General features: G+C 71.6%; 16 protein-coding genes and 1 pseudogene. 8 read left to right on the top strand and 9 right to left on the bottom strand.

Going from position 1 to position 14,218, the window contains the following annotated elements:
• Positions 1–191: 191 nt before the first annotated feature.
• The 3 genes and pseudogenes from ureE to AC1DTW_RS22775 form a co-directional block, all read left to right on the top strand.
• Positions 192–713 (top strand): annotated as a pseudogene (gene ureE / locus AC1DTW_RS22785) (urease accessory protein UreE); the annotation flags it as partial.
• A gap of 10 nt (positions 714–723) precedes the next feature.
• On the top strand, positions 724–1,449 hold the full coding sequence (locus AC1DTW_RS22780; protein WP_477983730.1) for an urease accessory protein UreF: 726 nt from the start codon (positions 724–726) through the stop codon (positions 1,447–1,449).
• A 5-nt stretch (positions 1,450–1,454) separates the two neighbouring features.
• The gene (locus AC1DTW_RS22775) at positions 1,455–2,012 is read left to right on the top strand and encodes a class IV adenylate cyclase (RefSeq protein ID WP_477983679.1); all 558 of its coding nucleotides are present in this window, start codon (positions 1,455–1,457) and stop codon (positions 2,010–2,012) included.
• Here AC1DTW_RS22775 and AC1DTW_RS22770 read toward each other — a convergent pair.
• Positions 1,999–2,661 carry an amino acid ABC transporter permease gene (locus AC1DTW_RS22770; RefSeq protein ID WP_477983678.1) on the bottom strand — a complete coding sequence of 221 codons (663 nt, stop codon included), beginning with the start codon at positions 2,659–2,661 and terminating at the stop codon, positions 1,999–2,001. The two genes, AC1DTW_RS22775 and AC1DTW_RS22770, sit on opposite strands and share 14 nt — an antisense overlap.
• 19 nt (positions 2,662–2,680) lie before the next feature.
• Entirely contained in the window at positions 2,681–3,412 is a 732-nt protein-coding gene (locus tag AC1DTW_RS22765) for a transporter substrate-binding domain-containing protein (protein WP_477983677.1), read from the bottom strand.
• A gap of 89 nt (positions 3,413–3,501) precedes the next feature.
• On the opposite strand from AC1DTW_RS22765, the gene AC1DTW_RS22760 reads away from it, so the two are divergent.
• From AC1DTW_RS22760 to AC1DTW_RS22750, 3 genes are all read left to right on the top strand, one after another.
• Positions 3,502–4,218, top strand: a complete 717-nt coding sequence (locus tag AC1DTW_RS22760; protein ID WP_477983676.1) for a response regulator — start codon at positions 3,502–3,504, stop codon at positions 4,216–4,218.
• Complete coding sequence (locus AC1DTW_RS22755) at positions 4,215–5,570, top strand: sensor histidine kinase (RefSeq protein ID WP_477983675.1); 1,356 nt, start codon at positions 4,215–4,217, stop codon at positions 5,568–5,570. The genes AC1DTW_RS22760 and AC1DTW_RS22755 overlap by 4 nt, the downstream gene beginning before the upstream one ends.
• A gap of 103 nt (positions 5,571–5,673) precedes the next feature.
• Complete coding sequence (locus AC1DTW_RS22750; RefSeq protein ID WP_477983674.1) at positions 5,674–6,561, top strand: dioxygenase family protein; 888 nt, start codon at positions 5,674–5,676, stop codon at positions 6,559–6,561.
• Positions 6,562–6,595: 34 nt separating this feature from the next.
• On the opposite strand, the gene AC1DTW_RS22745 is transcribed toward AC1DTW_RS22750, so the two are convergent.
• Both AC1DTW_RS22745 and AC1DTW_RS22740 read right to left on the bottom strand, forming a co-directional pair.
• The gene (locus tag AC1DTW_RS22745) at positions 6,596–7,801 is read right to left on the bottom strand and encodes a DUF2252 domain-containing protein (protein ID WP_477983673.1); all 1,206 of its coding nucleotides are present in this window, start codon (positions 7,799–7,801) and stop codon (positions 6,596–6,598) included.
• The gene (locus AC1DTW_RS22740) at positions 7,798–7,995 is read right to left on the bottom strand and encodes a hypothetical protein (protein WP_477983672.1); all 198 of its coding nucleotides are present in this window, start codon (positions 7,993–7,995) and stop codon (positions 7,798–7,800) included. The genes AC1DTW_RS22745 and AC1DTW_RS22740 overlap by 4 nt, the downstream gene beginning before the upstream one ends.
• Before the next feature lie 90 nt (positions 7,996–8,085).
• On the opposite strand from AC1DTW_RS22740, the gene AC1DTW_RS22735 reads away from it, so the two are divergent.
• Entirely contained in the window at positions 8,086–8,493 is a 408-nt protein-coding gene (locus AC1DTW_RS22735) for a hypothetical protein (protein WP_477983671.1), read from the top strand.
• Positions 8,494–8,520: 27 nt separating this feature from the next.
• On the opposite strand, the gene AC1DTW_RS22730 is transcribed toward AC1DTW_RS22735, so the two are convergent.
• Together AC1DTW_RS22730 and AC1DTW_RS22725 are read right to left on the bottom strand one after the other, a co-directional pair.
• Positions 8,521–9,576: a glycosyltransferase family 4 protein gene (locus AC1DTW_RS22730; RefSeq protein WP_477983670.1), complete on the bottom strand. Its 1,056-nt coding sequence runs from the start codon at positions 9,574–9,576 to the stop codon at positions 8,521–8,523.
• Positions 9,577–9,586: 10 nt separating this feature from the next.
• Complete coding sequence (locus tag AC1DTW_RS22725; protein ID WP_477983669.1) at positions 9,587–10,471, bottom strand: UDP-2,3-diacylglucosamine diphosphatase; 885 nt, start codon at positions 10,469–10,471, stop codon at positions 9,587–9,589.
• 91 nt (positions 10,472–10,562) lie between these two features.
• On the opposite strand from AC1DTW_RS22725, the gene ureG reads away from it, so the two are divergent.
• A complete protein-coding gene (ureG, locus tag AC1DTW_RS22720) occupies positions 10,563–11,213 on the top strand; it encodes an urease accessory protein UreG (protein WP_477983668.1) in 651 nt (216 codons plus the stop codon).
• A 12-nt stretch (positions 11,214–11,225) separates the two neighbouring features.
• On the opposite strand, the gene AC1DTW_RS22715 is transcribed toward ureG, so the two are convergent.
• From AC1DTW_RS22715 to AC1DTW_RS22705, 3 genes are all read right to left on the bottom strand, one after another.
• Positions 11,226–12,287 carry a surface-adhesin E family protein gene (locus AC1DTW_RS22715; RefSeq protein WP_477983667.1) on the bottom strand — a complete coding sequence of 354 codons (1,062 nt, stop codon included), beginning with the start codon at positions 12,285–12,287 and terminating at the stop codon, positions 11,226–11,228.
• 16 nt (positions 12,288–12,303) lie between these two features.
• The gene (locus AC1DTW_RS22710; RefSeq protein WP_477983666.1) at positions 12,304–12,579 is read right to left on the bottom strand and encodes a DUF4339 domain-containing protein; all 276 of its coding nucleotides are present in this window, start codon (positions 12,577–12,579) and stop codon (positions 12,304–12,306) included.
• Positions 12,580–12,683: 104 nt separating this feature from the next.
• On the bottom strand, positions 12,684–14,218 hold a 1,535-nt coding region (locus AC1DTW_RS22705; RefSeq protein ID WP_477983665.1), incomplete at its 5' end, for an ATP-binding protein.

Raw genomic sequence — 14,218 nt, 5'->3', positions numbered from 1 at the left:
GGAAGCGCGTGCGCCGCGGGCACGCGTGCCGCGCGAACCGCCCGGGTGGCGCTCGCACACCCCCCCTCGAACGGGAACGCGGCGTTCCGCAATCGCCACAACAGCGCCGCAACGCCCACACGGCGCAAGGTCTTTCTTTCGGTACAGTCCCGCCGGGACACGATCCGATCCACCGAACCGAACACCGACCCATGCTCAAGGCCAGCAAACTCATCGCGCGCGGCGCCGGCCTCGCACCGGTGCTCGTCAAGCGCGCCGCGCACGTCGAACTCGACTGGGACGTGCGCCAGAAGAGCCGCTTCGACGCCACCGATTCGCTCGGCCGCGCGCTCGGCGTGTTCCTGCCGCGCGGCAGCGTCGTGCGCGGCGGCGACGTGCTCGTCGCCGAGGACGGCTCGCTGGTGATCGTGAAGGCCGCGCCGCAGCCGGTGCTGAAGGTCACCGCGTGCCCGCAGCACGGCACGCCGTTCGACCTGCTGCGCGCCGCCTACCACCTCGGCAATCGCCATGTGCCGCTCGAGGTGAAGCCCGACCACCTGAAGCTCGAACCCGACCACGTGCTCGCCGCGATGCTGCGCCAGATGCACCTGATCGTCGCCGACGCGAACGAGGCCTTCGAACCCGAGAGCGGTGCGTATGCAGCCGCTGGTCACGGTCACGGCCACGCGGATGATCACGATCATGACCACGGTCACGGTCACGGCCACGCGCACTGATCGCCCGATGCCGCGCGTGCGTCGCCCCGCCCCGCCGGCGTCCGCGAACGCGCTGCTGCAGCTGATGTGGCTGGCATCGCCGGCGCTTCCGGTCGGCGGCTTCAGCTACTCGGAAGCGCTCGAGGCGGCGGTCGACGCGGCCCTGGTCCGCGACGAAGCGCAGGCCCGCGCCTGGCTGCTCGACCAGCTGCAGCTCAGCCTCGCGCGCAGCGATCTCGCGGTCGTCGCGAAGGCGTTCAAGGCCTGGGGCCGCGCCGATCTCGAGACGATCGTCGGGCTCAACGCCTGGGTCACGACGACGCGCGAAAGCGCCGAGCTGCGCCAGCAGACCGAACAGATGGGCCGCTCGATGGTCGAGTGGCTGAAGAACCGCGGCGCCGCGCCGCAGTCGATCGACAGCCTCCGCGTCGCGCAGCTGAAGGCGCTCGCGCCGGCGCCGACCTGGCCGGTCGCGTTCGCGCTCGCGGCGCAGCAGACCGGCGCGCCGCTGCGCGACGCCTTGCTGAGCTTCGCGTTCGGCTGGGCCGAGAACATGGTGCAGGCGGCGCTCAAGGCGGTGCCGCTCGGACAGAGCGCCGGCCAGCGCATCCTCGCGGCGCTGGTCGGCGAGATTCCCGCGGCCGTCGAGCACGCCGCGGCGCTGATGGACAGCGAGCGCCAGGCCTTCACGCCGATGCTCGCGATCCTGTCGGCGCAGCACGAGATGCAGTACTCGCGGCTGTTCCGCTCCTGATCGCGATGGCCCGCAACGTCGAGATCAAGGCCCGCATCGACAGTGTCGAAGCCCTGCTGCCACTGGCTCTCGCCTGCGCCGACGGCGCGCCCGAGCAGATCGCGCAGGACGACACCTTCTTCGCCTGCCGCACCGGTCGGCTGAAGCTGCGCGCATTCGCCGACGGCCGCGGCGAGCTGATCGCCTACGAGCGCCCCGATGCCGATGGCCCGAAGACCTCGGACTACGCGATCACGCCGGTCGCCGACCCGGACGCGCTGCGCGCGGCGCTCGCACGCGCACTCGGCATCAGCGGACGCGTCGTGAAGCAGCGCACGCTGCTGCGCATCGGCCGCACGCGCGTGCACCTCGACCGCGTCGCGGGCCTCGGCGACTTCATGGAGCTCGAGGTCGTGCTGCGTGACGGCGAGCGCGCCGAGGACGGCGAGGCCGTCGCGCACGAACTGCTGCGGCGCCTGCAGATCGACGCCGCGCAGCTGGTCGCCGGCGCCTACGTGGACCTGCTGCAAGCGCCGCCCGGCGGCGGCGCCCGGTTCGGCCCGCGCCCGCTCAGCGCCGGCTGACGCCGAGCCGGTGCTCGACGCGGCGCAGCAGCCACGCGGTCGAGCCGGTCAGCACGAGATAGACCGCGGCGACCGCGAGGTAGACCTCGAGCGAGCGGTACGACACCGCGATGATCTTCTGGCCCTCGTGCATCAGGTCGTGGATCGTCAGCAGCGAGACCAGCGCCGAGTTCTTGATCAGCGCGATGAACTCGTTGCCGAGCGGCGGGATCATGCGCACCAGGGCCTGCGGCAGCACCACGAAGCGCATCGCCTGGCGCGGTGTCATGCCGAGCGATTGCGCGGCCAGCGTCTGCCCGCGATCGATCGACTGGATCGCACCGCGCACGATCTCCGAGACGTAGGCGCCGGAGTACAGGCCGAGGCCGATCACGCCGCACGCGAACGCCGGTAGCACGATGCCGAACTGCGGCAGCCCGAAGAACAGCAGGAACAGCTGCACCAGCAACGGCGTGCCGCGGATCAGCAGCACGTAGGCGCTGCAGATCGCGTAGAGCGGCCGGCGCCGCGCATCGAGCCGGCCCAGGCCGCCGGCGAGGCCCAGCACGCAGCCCAGGCCGAGAGACGCCGCGGTGACCTCGATCGTCGCGCGCGCGCCGCGCAGCAGATCGGGCCAGCCGGCGGCGACCGGCGAGAAATCGAATTCCATCAGCGCGGCACTCGCCGCCTCATTTGCTCGATTCGAACCACTTGGTCACGAGCTTGTCGTAGCTGCCGTCGGCCTTGATCTTCTTCAGCGCGGCATTCACCGCGGCGCGGATCTCGGGCTCGTCCTTGCGCACCGCGATGCCGTAGTCCTCGGTCGTCAGCTGTTCGGCGAGGACGGTCAGAGCGGGCTTGGCCTGCGCGAAGATCTTCGCGGCCGGCTTGCCGGTGACCGCCGCATCGGCGCGGCCGATTTCGACCAGGTTGAACATCTCCTGGTTCTTCTCGACCTCGACGCGCTCGACCTTCGGGTAGTTCTCCTTCAGGTAGCCGACCGACTTGGTGCCGACCTGCACCGAGACGCGCCGGCCCTCGAGATCCTTCAGCGACTTGATCGGCCCGGATTTCGTCGTCAGCACGACCAGGCCGCCGGCGAAGTACGGGTCGCTGAAGTCGACGACCTTCTTGCGCTCGTCGGTGATGTAGATCGCCGACATCGCGAGATCGGCGCGCTTCGAGATCAGCGCCGGGATCAGGCCCTTGAAGTCGATGTCGATCCACTCGATCTTGCGGCCCATCGCCACGCCGAGCGCCTCGACGAGCTCGATGTCGAAGCCGGTGCGCTTGCCGTCCTTGACGAACTCCATCGGCGGGAAGGTCGCGTCGGTCACGACGCGCAGCGCCTCCTGCGCAGGGGCGGAGAGCGGCAAGAGCACAGAGGCAGCAGCGAGCAGGACGGAACGGCGCAGGTTCATGGGATGGGCTCTGGTGGCGAATGAAGCCGCCGATTCTGCATGCTCCGTGCCAGGCCGCGGGGCCGCACAAACGCGCATGATGTCGCCCCATGATGACCCATGCCCTGCTCGTCGACGACGACACCGAGTTGCGCACGCTCGTCGCCGACTACCTGCAGCGCTACGGCATGCGCGTGACGGCCGTCGCGAGCGGCGCCGCGCTGCGCCAGATGCTGCCGGACGACCGCTTCGACGTGCTGCTGCTCGACCTGATGCTGCCCGACGCGAACGGCCTCGACCTGTGCCGCTGGGTGCGCCGCACCTCGAGCCTGCCGATCATCATGCTGACGGCGCAGGGCGATCCGGCGAGCCGCATCGTCGGCCTGGAGCTCGGCGCCGACGACTATCTGCCCAAGCCCTTCGAGCCGCGCGAGCTGGTCGCGCGGATCAACGCGGTGCTGCGCCGCGCCGGCCCGCGCGGCACCGCGGGCACCGAGGCACCCGCGACATCGTTGCGCTTCGAGGGCTGGACGCTCGACCGCCTCGGCCGCCAGCTGCGTTCGCCGCAGCAGGTGATGGTCGCGCTGTCGAACGCAGAGTTCCGCCTGCTCGTCGCGTTCATCGAGCACCCGCGGCGCGTGCTGAGCCGCGACCGCCTGCTCGACCTGACGCGCGCGCCCGGTGTCGACGTGACCGACCGCGCGATCGATCTCGCGGTTTCGCGGCTGCGCCAGAAGCTCGCCGACCCAGGGCGCGACGCGGAGCTGATCCGCACGGTGCGCGGCGAGGGCTATGCGTTCGATGCCGACGTGGAGGCGGCGTCGTGAGATGGGCCGAGCGCTGGTGGGCCGACACGCTGTTCAAGCGGCTGTTCCTGCTGATGTGGTTCGGGCTGGTCGCGAGCCACCTGATCGCGTTCCTCGTGACGAACCAGGTGCATGCGCCGCCCGGCGGCGGGGAACCGGCGATCGGCCGGCTGCCCGTGCTGCCGTCGCTGCCGCCGATGGGCGAACCGCCGGGTTCGACCGAACGCCGCGGGCCGCCGCCAGGCCCACCGCCGGGCTCGCCGCAGGATCGTCCGCCCGGACCCCCGCCGCCCGGTGCGCCGGATGGCGGCCCCGGCGGGCTGCCCGCGGCTGCGCTGTGGCTGGACTACGGCATCCGCTTTCTCGCGATCGGCGTCGTCGCATGGTTCGGCGCGCGCTGGCTGTCGACGCCGATGCGCCGGCTCGCCGATGCCTCCGAGGCGCTCGGCCGCGCACTCGGCCAAGGCCAGCGCGGCGTGCCCCTCGACGCGCGACGCGGCACGCTCGAAGTGCGCCAGACCGCGCAGGTCTTCAACACGATGGCGCAGCGCCTGCACGCGCAGTTCGACGCACAAGGCCTGCTGATGGCCGCGATCTCGCACGACCTGCGCACGCCGCTCGCGCGCCTGCGCCTGCGGCTCGAGACGATGCAGGCCCAGGAGCCTGGGCGGCGGAGAACGGGGCCCGCGTTGGGCCGGGGCGATTCGCGGCGCCATCCGTCGTTGCCAGCTCGTTGTGTGGCCAAGCCACACGGCCTCGCCGGCGCCTCGTCTGGCGCCGCGACTCGCCTCGGCGCGGGCCCCGTTCTCCGCCGCCCAGGCTCCCAGTCGCAGACCGAGCGCTGCATCACCGACGTGCACGAGATGGACGCGCTGATCGCCAGCGTGCTCGGCATGATGCGCGAACAGCATTCGAGCGCCGCGCCGGAACGCGTCGACGTCGCCGCGCTCGCGCAGTCGCTCGTCGACGACCTGGCCGAGCAGCGCGAGCCGGCGAGCGTCGCGGCGACGCCGCCGGCCGGCTCGGCGATCGTGCTCGCGCAGCCCGCGGCACTGCGCCGCGTGCTCGGCAACCTGATCGGCAATGCACTGCATCACGGCGGCACGGCCCGGGTGTCGGTCGAGTTGCGGGCCGGCGCGGTGCATGTCGCGATCGACGACGACGGCCCGGGCATCCCGGCCGAGCAGCTCGAATCGGCATTCGAGCCGTTCCGGCGGCTTGAACGCGGCGGCGGCGACGGTGCGTCCGCGACCGGCAGCGGCCTGGGCCTGTACATCGCGCGCGATCTGGCGCAGCGCAACGGCGGCCGGCTGACGCTCGCGAACCGCGCCGGCGGCGGGCTGCGCGCCGAGCTCGTGCTGTCGCTCGTCTGAGAAGGGGCGTGACAACCGTGTCGGCGCCGACACAAAGCGGCTATAGCGCCGACACATCGGGTCGGCAAAGTGAGCGTCGTTGCCACGAACCTCGCGCCCGACCATGCCTCAGCCTCTTCCCCAGCCGCCCACGCCAGACGACCACGACCACGGCCTCGCGCATGACCTGAGCGCGTTGCAAAGCACACTGCTGAAGCGCCGCCGCGCGCTGCTGTGGCTGGCCGCCGGTGCCGGCGCCGGTTTGAGCACGCTGCCGATGCTCGGCTGCGGCGGCGGCGGCGACGCCTCGACCGGCAGTTCCGCCACCGCATCGACCACGACGACCACAACCACCACGACGACCACGCCGTCGACGACGAGCTGCTCGGTGATCCCGACCGAGACCAACGGTCCCTACCCGGCCGACGGCTCGACCTCGCTGAACGCGCTGCTGCTCAGCGGCATCGTGCGCAGCGACATCCGCAGCAGCTTCGCCGGCGCGACCGGGGTCGCGGCCGGCGTGCCGCTGACCGTGACGCTGACGCTCGTCAACGCGAGCGCGAGCTGCGCGAGCCTGGCCGGCTACGCGGTCTACATCTGGCACTGCGACGAGGCCGGCCGCTATTCGCTGTATTCGTCGGGCGTCACCGGCGAGAACTACCTGCGCGGCGTGCAGGTCACCGACAGCAGCGGCCATGTCACGTTCACGACGATCTTTCCGGCCTGCTACTCGGGCCGCTGGCCGCACATCCACGTCGAGATCTATCCGAGCCTGGCGCTCGCGACCAGCGTCTCGCACGTCGCGAAGACGACGCAGATCGCGATGACGCAGGAGGCCTGCAGCGCGGTGTTCGCGAGCAGCGGCTACAGCGCCAGCATCGCAAACTTCGCGCAGGTCTCGCTGACCAGCGACAACGTGTTCAGCGACGGCGCCACGCTCGAGACGCCGACGATCACCGGCAGCATCGCCGCCGGCTACGCGCTGGCGCTGACGGTCGGCATCGCCGGCTGACGGCCTCGTCCGGCGTCGCGCTCAGGCGGCAGTCTCAGGCATCGAAGAAGCCGCGGTCGAACGCATCGTTGTAGGTCGCCGCATCGGCGAGCACCTGCGCGGCGCAGTCGCGCGATGCGGCAAGCAGCGGCGCGCGCCATTTCTTGCGGCGCCCGAAGTCGATCAACGCGTCGACACTCGCCGAGCCGCCCTGTCCGGCGCTGCGCAGCTGCGCCCACCCGACCGCGCGGCCCATCGCCGCGAGCAGCGGGCCGAGCACCTGCATGTCGCCGCCGGCACGCGCCAGTTCGACCCGGTCTTCGCTCGGCTGCAGGCCGCGCAGCACGCCGGGGTTCTCACCGAACCGGACCGCATGCAGGAAGTCCATCGGCACCGCCTGCATGCGCCGCTGCACCGCGACGACGCGCGCCGCGTGCGATGCGAACTTCGGCTGCACGAGCTTCAGCCGCGGTGCCAGCGACGTCGCCGAACTCGCTTTCAGATCGAGCAGGTAGTGGCGCTCGGGAGAACCCTTGCCGCGCACCAGGATCACGTAGCGCTCGACGCCCAGGCTGCCGGTGCCGGCGATGCGGCGCGCGACATCGAGCACCTCGAAGAACGATGGCTCGGGCTGCGTCTTCGCGAACTCGCGCATGAACGCGACGACGCGCCGGCGCTGATCGCGCGTCGCCTTCAGCGCCTTCTTGCCGTCGGTGTTCAGCCGGTGGTTCTTGCCATCGAGGTGCGTGCGCTCGGCGATGAACGCGGCGCGCTCGCGGCCGCGCAGGTTGTCGAGCAGGTCGCGCACGAGGCCGGTCGCGGTGTCGCGCTCGACCCAATACGCCTTGCCCAGCGCGAGCGCGTCGGCGTAGGCCTCGATGAAGGTCTCGCACAGCCGCTGGGCCTTCGCCCCGCCGACCTTCAGCGTCGCGGCGCCGACCTGCACGCTGGCGAGGAAGCGCACCAGATCCCAGCTCGCCGGCGCCAGCGCCGATTCGTCGAAGTCGTTGATGTCGAAGTAGACGAGCCGGTTGTCGCCCTTGTAGCTGCCGAAGTTCTCGAGGTGCAGGTCGCCGCAGACCCACACCGGCGGTGCCGACTTGTGCACGCCGCCGCGCGCCATGCGCGCGTAGAAGAGGTGGCAGGTGCCGCGCAGAAAGGTGAACGGGCTCGCGCGCATCGCCGCGTACTTGCGCTGCAGGCGCTCGGGGTCGCGCCCGCCGTTGAACGCGCGGATCTGGCCCGCGACGTCGAAGGTCACCGGGGCGGCGCCGTCAGGCGGGCCAGCGCGGCCTGCACCCAGGCGGCAGCGCGCTGCCATGCCGACGGCGCCACCGCCGGCCGCGCGCCCGCCGGTTCGTTCGCGGCGGCCACGGCACTGCGGACGAAAGCGGTGTCGATCAACGCGCCGACCGAGTGCGGCATCTCGTCGGAAGGGGATCGGGTCGCTTGCATGTCTGCCTCCGTTTGCGGTCTCGTTCGGCCGGTTGGCCTATGGTATAAACCGTTTATACGGTATACCCCGTTAAAAGGAAACCCCATCCCATGGCCACCCGCAAGATCGTGCGCAAAACGACCGCCGCGTCGAAATCGTCGAAGCCCGCCGCGCCGGCACGAAAGGTTGTCGCGGCGCCCGCGGCGGCGAAGGCCAAGGCCGCAGCGCCGGCGGCGGCCAGCGCGCCGGTGGTCGCGGCACCGAAGCCGAAGCACAAGCTGGTGCGCGACAGCTTCACGATCCCGAAGGCGGAATACGCGGTGCTCGAGTCCCTGAAGGTCCGTGCCGCGAACCTGGCCCGCCCGGTCAAGAAGAGCGAGTTACTGCGCGCCGGCATCGGCGCGCTGAATGCGATGAGCGACAAGGCGTTTCTCGCGGCGATGAACGGCGTGCCGAGCCTGAAGACCGGCCGCCCCGCCGCCACCGTCGCGGCGCCGGCCGCGAAGAGCCCGAAGTAGCGCGCCAACGCGCTCGCCGGCCCGGCTTCAGGATGGCGCCGACGACGGCAGCGCCTGCGATCGCGGCCCGGCGGCGCGCCCGACCGCGCCCGCCGGCACCAGGAACGAGATGAACTGGTCGCACACGCGCTCCCAGTCGAACTCGAGCGCGCGGGCGCGGGCGCGGGCGCGCGGCACCTGCAGCGCCTGCAGCGCGGCGCGTGCGAGATCGTCGTCGAGCACGCCGCCGTCGGAGTCGCCGATCACGTCCAGCGGCCCGGCGACCGGAAACGCGGCGACCGGCGTGCCGCAGGCCATCGCCTCGAGCATCACGAGGCCGAAGGTCTCGCTGTGGCTGGGGAACACGAAGGCATCGGCCGCGCTGTAGATCGCCGGCAGCGCCTCGCGCGGCACGACGCCGCGCCAATGCACCTGCGGGTACGCCTCGCGCAGCTTCGGCAGCAGCGGGCCGACGCCGTAGACGAGTTTCGAGCCGGGCAGATCGAGGCGCAGAAAGGCCTCGAGGTTCTTCTCGTACGAGATCCGGCCGACGTGCAGGAAGACCGGCCGCGGCAGATCCAGCGGCAGCGGCTCGACCGGCTTGAACAGGCCCAGGTCGACGCCGTGCGACCAGCGCAGCAGGCGCTCGAAGCGGTGCTGCTTCAGGATCGCCAGCATGCCCTCGGCCGGCACCATCACGCCGGACGACGGCGCGTGAAAGCGCCGGAACCACGCATAGCCCCATGACGCCGGCAGGTGCAGCGCCTTCGCGAGGATGTCGGGAAAGCGCGTGTGGAACGCGGTCGTGAACGCCAGCTTGCGGCGCAGGCAATGGCGGCGCGCGGCGCTGCCGAGCGGACCTTCGGTCGCGATGTGGATCGCATCGGCGCCGGCGTCGTCGATGAGCTTCGCGACCTTCGCGCCGGGCCGCCATGCGAGCTCGATCTCGGCATAGCCGGGGCAGGCGAAGCGCTTGAAGGTCGACGGCTCGATCAGCACGAGCTCGTGGCCGCGCGCCTCGAGGCCGCGCGCGAGCTCGAGCAGCGTGGTCACGACGCCGTTGACCTGCGGCAGCCAGGCGTCGGTCACGATGACGATCTTCATGCGGGCTCCTTCAGGTGGACGATGCCGGCGCCCACGCGGCCGGCGCGAAGTCGCGCGCCGGCTCGGCGCCGGCACGCGGCGCGCGCTGCAGCCAGTCGAAGATCTCGAGCCGCCCATCGGCATGCTCGATCAGCGCGGTCAGGCTCTCGACCCAGTCGCCGTCGTTCGCGTACAGCACGCCGTCGATCTCGCGCAGCTCGGCGTGGTGGATGTGGCCGCAGACGACGCCCTGCAGCCCGCGCTTCTTCGCCTCGCGCGCGACCGCGACCTCGAAATCGCTGACGTAGCTGACCGCGCGCTTGACCTTCAGCTTCAGGTACTTCGACAGGCTCCAGTACGGCAGCCCGAGGCGCGCGCGCAGCGAGTTCAGGTGGCGATTCAGCTTCAGCGTGAACTCGTACATCGAGTCGCCGAGATGCGCGAGCCACTTCGCGCACTGGATCACGCCGTCGAACAGGTCGCCGTGGATGACCCAGAGCTTGCGGCCGTCGGCGGTCTCGTGGATCCATTCGTCGACGACCTCGACGCCGCCGAAGTTGTGCTGCACGTACTTGCGCGCGAACTCGTCGTGGTTGCCCGGCACGAAGATCACGCGCGTGCCCTTGCGCGCCTTGCGCAGCAGCTTCTGCACGACATCGTTGTGCGCCTGCGGCCAGTACCACGCACGCCTGAGCTGCCAGCCATCGATGATGTCGCCGACGAGGTAGAGCGTTTCGCACTCGACGTGCTTCAGGAACGCGAGCAGCGCCGCAGCCTGGCAGCCCGGCGTGCCGAGGTGCAGGTCGGAAATCCAGACCGTGCGCACGCGCAGGCTGCCGCCGGGCGACGGATCGTCCGCGTCGTCGCCGGGCCCTGACGAGAGCGGCAGTTCCATCGAAGGAAGGTCGCGCTGCATGAGGCCGGATCGTCGCCGCGCCCGGTGACGATGTCGTGTCCAGCCGGTGACGTGCCGATGACAGCGGCCGGCACCGGGGATAATCGGCGCGATGAGCACTGCCCTGCACCACATCCCGAACCGCACCCGCAAATTGCCGCCGCTGCGGGTCGGCGTCGGCGGGCCGGTCGGCTCGGGCAAGACCACGCTGGTCGAGATGCTGTGCAAGGCGATGCGCGAGCGCTACGACCTCGTCGTCGTGACGAACGACATCTACACGAAGGAAGACCAGCGCCTGCTGACGGTCGCCGGCGCGCTCGAGGCCGAACGCATCATGGGCGTCGAGACCGGCGGCTGCCCGCACACCGCGATCCGCGAAGACGCATCGATCAACCTCGAGGCGGTCGACCGGATGCTCGAGAAGTTCCCGGATGCCGACATCGTCTTCATCGAGAGCGGCGGCGACAACCTCGCCGCAACGTTCAGCCCGGAACTCTCCGACCTGACGATCTACGTGATCGATGTCGCCGCCGGCGAGAAGATCCCGCGCAAGGGCGGGCCGGGGATCACGAAGAGCGACCTGTTCGTGATCAACAAGACCGACCTCGCGCCGTACGTCGGCGCGAACCTCGAGGTGATGGCGGCCGACACGAAGCGCATGCGCGGCGCCCGGCCGTTCGTGATGAGCAACCTGAAGACGAACCAGGGCCTGGCCGAGGTCGTCGCGTTCATCGAGACCAAGGGCCTGCTGCTGCAGGCTTGAGCGCGCGGCACCTCAGGTCCGCGCACAGGCCAGCTTCAGGACGTACCGGCTGGAGCCTTCGTCGGGTCCGATCGGCTCCCAGGCGCCGGGGTTCGCGAAGTTCTCGGAGCCCACGACGGCGCCCTTGCCGAGGTGCCCGGCATAGGCGGTCGCGGCGAGCATGCGGCGGCGCGCGCCGCGGCAGTCGTAGTGCCACAGGCTGCGCATCGACAGCATCGGCTTGCCTTCGCTCATGTGCGCGACCTTGAAGTCGTACATGTCCCACAGCTTCACGGTGTCGCCGCTGCGGCGTATCGTCGCCGGCGCGAGGTAGTAGCCGTCGCCGTCGTGATTGCTGCCGGCCGACTCCCACTGCGCGCCCACCACCGCAGCCGCGACATCGGTCGGTTGCGCGGCGCCTTCGCCCGCCGCCGCGCCGCCGACGCGCGTCAGCCCGCAGCCGACCGCCGCGACGCTCGCCTGATCGCGGCCGTTGAAGTCGATGATCATGTGGGTGAACGAGGTCGCGCCGTGCGGCAGCACGACGACGCGCGACCCGCCGCCGCGATACTCGGCCTGGTACATCACACGCTCGCGGCCGCCGGCGCCGATCGCGACCACCGCGTTCGGCCGGAACTCGACCAGCCCGCGGCCGAGCATCGAATCGCACAGGCCGCCGGTGATGCCGCCGATCAGCGCGTTGGCGAGCTGGGCCATCTCGGGGCTGACCCCCGGCGCCGAGCGCTTCGCCCCGGCCGAGCCGAGCGAATTCCAGCGACCCAGCAGCGGGTTCTTGTCCGCCGCCAGCGGCGGGCGCTGCTGCCAGCTGCGCAGCACCGCCTGGCCCTGCGCGATGTCGCCCTGCTGGCGCGCCTGCTGCTGGCGCGCGGCGTCGTTGTAGAGCTGGTCCTGACTCTGCTGTTGCAGTTGCTGCTGCTGGCGGGCGTTCTGCTGCTGCAGGTCGTACAGCTGTTGCTGCTGCATGCTGCGTTCGTACGGCGTCATGGGCTGCTGGGCCCACGCCGGAGCGAGCAGCGCGGCGCCGATCAGGGCGCAGCCCGCGCTTCGGGACTTCGAGGTGCTTCGCGGATCCATGGGGTGCTCTCCCTTCTCAGTCGTGGCGGCCACGTCCGATCCAGTGGATCGCCGCGCGCCAATCGTCCGAACCGTCGAGCGAGACGGGCGCATCCGGCGTGAGCCGGCCGTCGGCGAGCATCGCGCGCAGGCGGCCCCGGTCGATCGGCCCGCGCGGCTGCGCACGGTGGTCGAGGTAGTACAGGCCTGCGGCGGCGCAGCGGCGGGGCCACAGCAGCGCGAGGCCGACGCCGGCCAGCGCCACCGCCAGTGTGGCGACCGACAGCACGATTCCGCGGCCCGCTGGGCGCATGCTCGCCTCCTCGTTGGCTTGCGACGGCGACAGGCCGGACGAACACCTGTCGCACGCTGCAAGCCTAGGCGCAGGCCGTTACCGACCCGTTACGCCCAGCCTTCCTACAGCAACGACGCAGCCGCCAGGATGCGCCGGTTGATCGGCTGGCGCCGGACGAAGCTGTCGCGATACGGCGCGGGCACATGCGGCAGCGCGGTGTCGCGGATCCAGCGCACCGCGGCGTCCAGGCAGCGCGCCGCGAAGGCCGCGTCGCCCGCCTCGCGAGCGACCCGATGGCAGATCCAGTGCAGCTCGGGCAGGTACATGCCGACCGGGTGGCAGTGCGCGAGATCGGCCTGCAGCCCGTGCACGACGGTGATCGCGGTGTCGAGCTCGCGCTGCGCGAGCAGCAGCTGGGCAAGCCGCGCGCGCCCGAGCATCTGCGGCGCCGGCAGTTCGCGGCGCTCGCACTCGTTGACCAGCAGGCGGCAGGCCGCGATCGCCGCAGCGCCGGCCGCATCACCGGTCGCCTCGCTGCCGAGGCGATCGAACTGGATCGGCAGGCGCACGAACGGCAGGTCGGTGCGGTCGAACTCGCGCTCGGCGTCGCCGAGCAGGCGCGCGCGCTCGGCCGGGCGCTCGAGCGCGAGCAGCGCGCAGGTCCAGAGCCAGGTCGCGCGCTGGTGGAACGGCGCCTCGGGGCCCGGTTCCGTGCAGAGCGCTTGCGCCCGCGCGCCCTGGCCCAGGTGCAACAGCACGCGCGCGATCACCAGCGCGATCGCGGTGCCGACGACGCTCGCGCCGCCTTCGGCCAGCCGCTGCCGCGTCGGCTCGAGCAGACGCAGCGCTTCGCCGTAGTGGCCGAGCTCGCAATAGACACGGCCGAGGTTGAGCGCCTCGATGCCCTGCCCGCCGCCGCCTTCGGAGAGGGCCTCGCGCTCGCGCTCGGCGGCCTCGAGCAGCACACGCGCCTGCGCCAGATCGCCGAGCAGACCCAGGCTGCGCGCGAACATCATGCGCGTGCTCGCGGCGTCGCCGACCGCGCGCACGGCGTCGAAGTGCGCCAGCGCGCGTTCGAAATGCGGCCGCGCACGCCGGCGCTGGTCGGCCTGGTCGAGCAGGATCGCGAGGTCGGCGATGAAGGCGTGGCGCAAGCCGATGTCGGCCTGTGTCTCGGCCCATTCGAGCAGCGACTCGATGCGTTCGAGCGCCGGCGCGGCGCCCTGGGTCTGCACGACGGTCAGCGCGAGAAGGTAGCGCGCATGGCAGGCGCTGTCGATGTCGCCGCCGCGCTCGGAGCACTCGATCGCGCGCTCGAGCTCGGGCGCGGCGCGCTCGAAGCGTGCGCCGTTCAGGTGGCAGGCGCCGACCAGGCGCAGCGCGATGCCGAGCTCGCGGTCGTCGCCGGCGGCTTCGACGAGCGCCTCGGCCGCCTCCATCGCCTGCGCCGGCGGCAAGGCTTCGAGGGCGGCCGTCGCGCGCCGGGCCAGGCTCTCGAAGCGCGCCGACCGATCGCCGAGTTCGTCGAAGCATTCGGCGGCGGTGGCCAGCAAGCGCACTTCTTCCGACAGGCGCCCGGCCGCGCGCGCGGCGTCGGCCGCGGCGCGGAACTGCGTACCGGCGCGCTGCAGTTCGCCGGCCGCGCGCGCATGCGGCG

It is taken from the genome of Rhizobacter sp. P5_A1, from assembly GCF_056400745.1.
The sequence above is the reverse complement of the archived record's forward strand: the minus strand, read 5'-3'. Positions and strand labels throughout refer to the sequence as shown.